General features: G+C 44.9%; 4 protein-coding genes. 1 reads left to right on the top strand and 3 read right to left on the bottom strand.

Annotated elements, in window-relative coordinates; all coding sequences use genetic code 11:
- The coding region (locus ACP5N5_RS06120; protein ID WP_428133980.1) for an ATP-binding cassette domain-containing protein at window positions 1-167 on the bottom strand (167 nt) is incomplete at its 3' end.
- Between the two features lie 349 nt (window positions 168-516).
- Window positions 517-660 carry a hypothetical protein gene (locus ACP5N5_RS06115; protein WP_012608154.1) on the bottom strand — a complete coding sequence of 48 codons (144 nt, stop codon included), beginning with the start codon at window positions 658-660 and terminating at the stop codon, window positions 517-519.
- A 257-nt stretch (window positions 661-917) separates the two neighbouring features.
- On the opposite strand from ACP5N5_RS06115, the gene ACP5N5_RS06110 reads away from it, so the two are divergent.
- Window positions 918-1,868: a TRM11 family SAM-dependent methyltransferase gene (locus ACP5N5_RS06110; protein WP_428133976.1), complete on the top strand. Its 951-nt coding sequence runs from the start codon at window positions 918-920 to the stop codon at window positions 1,866-1,868.
- A gap of 13 nt (window positions 1,869-1,881) precedes the next feature.
- On the opposite strand, the gene ACP5N5_RS06105 is transcribed toward ACP5N5_RS06110, so the two are convergent.
- The gene (locus tag ACP5N5_RS06105) at window positions 1,882-3,474 is read right to left on the bottom strand and encodes an NAD(P)H-hydrate dehydratase (RefSeq protein WP_423777203.1); all 1,593 of its coding nucleotides are present in this window, start codon (window positions 3,472-3,474) and stop codon (window positions 1,882-1,884) included.
- Window positions 3,475-3,736 lie beyond the last annotated feature (262 nt).

Here is a 3,736-nt window from a genome sequence, read left to right as displayed (position 1 = left end):
CCGCTGTCTGGGTTTAAGACACCTACTATTATCCTTATAGTAGTTGTCTTACCAGAACCGTTCAAGCCAACGTAACCAACTACCTCGCCGTTACCAACATTGAATGAGACATCAGAAAGAACCCTCGCCTTTCCAAAAGATTTCGATACGTTTTTAACCTCGATCAATATAAATCCCTACACTACTCTATATGTTCAATTAGTTTTATAAATTCATAAACCTGTTTAGAAACAAAAATAAAAACATCACACTACTTAATATAATACCAGATACCCGGTCATGATCAACTACCTGATCTGTGGTAGAAGCATTCTTGTAGTCAAGCCATAGAATACTGCTGAAATCCTAAAACACTGGAACTCAACCAGAGATGATGTGATGAAGACCCATATGGAGATATGTAGAAAATACCGGTTAACACCGCTTACTTCATTGGTTAACAAGGGTAGGTGTTGCTTATTGCATGCGTTTATATTCCATAAATAGCCTCCACCTCGTCATCGCTGAGTTTATGGGTCAAACTGTACAGTAAGTCCTCCATGCTTCCCTCAACACATGTTGAGGCAGCCCATAACGCGTTTCCTCGAGTACTTTCACGGCAGCGCCTTTAAGGACGTGGAGTGCTGTATGGGTTCTAACCTCATTACTGATATCATTCATACTGCATACCCTCTACGAGGAACATAGGTAGGATGAAAATAGGTAAGGTGAGGTTTAAATGGTCTAAGAACCTACTAGAGATACTATTCAATATAGAAAGATGGTAAAGTAGGATGAACCAGTCGTGTCCGATGAATTTAGATATAGATTGATACATGAAGGCATGGTATAAGGATTAATCGTTTAAAAGATTATATTCGTTGTTTCAACAAATATATTTCTCGGCCCTATATCTTAATACATTGGTAGGGTAATCAATGAGGCTCGTTGACTACAACGAGTATCTGAACTACGTCTCCAAGAGAAACACGGTGATTGTTGAGGGAGAGGAGATAGAATTAAAGCCCATTAAGGTTAAGAGGATGATGCCGCTACCCGAGGAACTCCCTGATTCCTCCTCAACAGTATGGAGTTTCCCTAAGAGGGGTACATGGGCTACTCATAGAGGCGACTACAGGGGTAACTGGCCTCCCCAGGTAGCTAGGTTACTGATTGAAAGGTATAGTAACCCAGGCGACATAGTGCTAGACCCCATGATCGGCTCTGGCACCACTTGCATAGAGGCTAAGCTCCTCGGCAGGAACTGCATAGGCGTCGACATAAGCTACGAGGCCGTGATCCTTACTCTCCACAGGCTGTACTGGCTTGAAAAAACCCTCGAGAACCCGCCGAATGATGCAGGCAGTATAGACTTGGAGAACGCTAGGAGGGCTGTGGTAGAGATCTATCATGGCGATGCCAGGAGGCTCAGCAGGGTAAGGGATGAAACAATAGATCTGGTGATTACTCACCCGCCATATTTTAATATAATTAAGTATAGCAGTAGAGTTGACGGCGATCTCTCGAGGGCGAGTAGCCTAGAGGAGTATCTTAAATGGTTTAATGAAGCGACTGGGGAGATCTATAGGGTCTTAAAGCCGGGGGGACATCTTGGAATACTTATAGGGGATACTCGTATCCGTAAATACTACGTGCCAATATCCCATCATGTACTGGAGATTCTTTTAAGAAGAGGCTTCATCCTCAGGGAGGAGGTGGTGAAGATACAGCATAAAATGAAGACGACAAGAGAGGTATGGTCTAGGCTCAAGGACAGGGATTTTCTACTCATATATCATGAGAAACTCTACGTCATGAGAAAGCCCAGGAACCAGGAAGAGTATGAGAAGTACAAGTATAGTGCAAACATGGACCTGGATTTTATCTAACTAGTCAATGGGTTTAAACTTGTTTAGGCATGTATTTATCAACTATGAGGCCAGGATTCTCCCTTAACACCTTAACAGCTTTAGGCAAATACTCCATAATAGTATCCGGGGTGACACCATCCTCTCCTATATCCTCAGCTGCTAAATCCCCGGCGAGACCGTGTACAAGCACCCCCATTCTCACAGCTTCACCGATGTTCCTCAACCCTATACCATACATCCCTGCTATAGCGCCTGTGAGTACATCACCGCTTCCAGCTTTAGCCATGCCTGGATTACCCGTCATATTCACATATATGTATCCATCCGGATAGCATATCATGCTATGGGCTCCCTTATACACTATGTAGGAGCCTAGCTCCATACATGCTTTCCTCAAGTACTCCACCGGGTTCTCCTGTACCTCTTTCAAAGGCTTGTTAACAAGCCTCGAGAACTCGGCCGGGTGAGGCGTTACGATAGTGGGAGCCTTCCTCTTCTTCACCACATCAGGGTTCCCGGATACAGCTGTTATCCCATCTCCATCGATTATAACCGGCTTATCTATCGACTCCACGAGCTCTCTTACGAGCTCCTGTGTCTCATTATTTAACGAGACCCCTGGCCCAACTGCTACAATATCTATGCTATGTTCCTCTATGACTCCCAGTATCTTCTCGAGGTTGCCGAGGGCTATGGTGCCCTCACTCGTCTCCTCAAGGGGGATGTAGACTACTTCATGAGCCCTGGAGGCTATATAGGGTATGATGCCTTTAGGTGCTGCTAGCCTAGAATATCCACCTCCCACCTTGAGGAATGATAGGGATACATAGTATGGTGCACCATAATAGTATCTAGCGCCGGCTACGGCGAGTAGTTTCCCAAATACTCCTTTATGACCCCATCTAGGCCTCTCAGGGAGTTTCACAGGAGTATTCAACTCAGCCCTAACTGATTCGATGATGCCCCTCGGGTACGAGAGCATTGATACATATAGCTTCCCACAGTAATGGTAGCCTGGATACAATATATTACCATATTTCGGCATGCCGAAGGCGACAGTGATACTTGACTTAACCGCTACACCCCTCACTAGTCCGGTGTCCCCTTCAACACCAGATGGTATGTCAACACTTACAACTGGTTTTCCACTAGAGTTGACTAATTCAATGATTCTTCTAGGTAGCCCGGATACCTCTCCCCTCAACCCTATACCTATTAATCCCACTAAAAGTACGTCTGCCCTATTGATGGATTCCTCGAGTGCGCTGACCTCCTCATCGCTGGAGACGTATTTAACCGGTATGCCCATTTTAACCAGGATATCACGGTTGGTTCTCGCTGCTTCACTCATCTTAATCGGGTTGCCCACGATGAATACCTCGACAAATCCGCCGCCTGCATGTAGTCTCCTAGCAGCTACAAGCGCGTCGCCGCCGTTGTTGCCCGTCCCAGCTATAACCGTGAACCTTCTTCCTTCAACACCGTATTCCCTGAGTATTACTGTGTAAAGGGCGCTACCAGCCTCCTCCATTAATATAATACTGGATAACCCGTATTTTTGAGCCTCCTCATCGATCAACCTCATCTCACTGACGCTGCAGATCTTCAATAAGGGACACCACATACTATTATGGAATAGAGTATACTTAAACTTTAATTAAGATTAAATCGATTGTGAGTATATCTAGGAGTGGAACATATTATGAATTACAAAGTAGAGAAGACCCGGCCTCATCAAGTTGTTCCTGGTTTTATAATGGTTTGTATGTGTTGGTGTTAGTCTTCTGCTATTATCATTGCATATACTTTTTTACCGTGTAGATGTTTCATCTTCCCGAAACACCCGGGATAAGGGGGCGAGGCTGATTCGAGAAGACCACAGGATC

Source organism: Desulfurococcus sp. (assembly GCF_049970475.1).
GTDB classification, from domain to species: domain Archaea; phylum Thermoproteota; class Thermoprotei_A; order Sulfolobales; family Desulfurococcaceae; genus Desulfurococcus; species Desulfurococcus amylolyticus.
The sequence above is the reverse complement of the archived record's forward strand: the minus strand, read 5'-3'. Positions and strand labels throughout refer to the sequence as shown.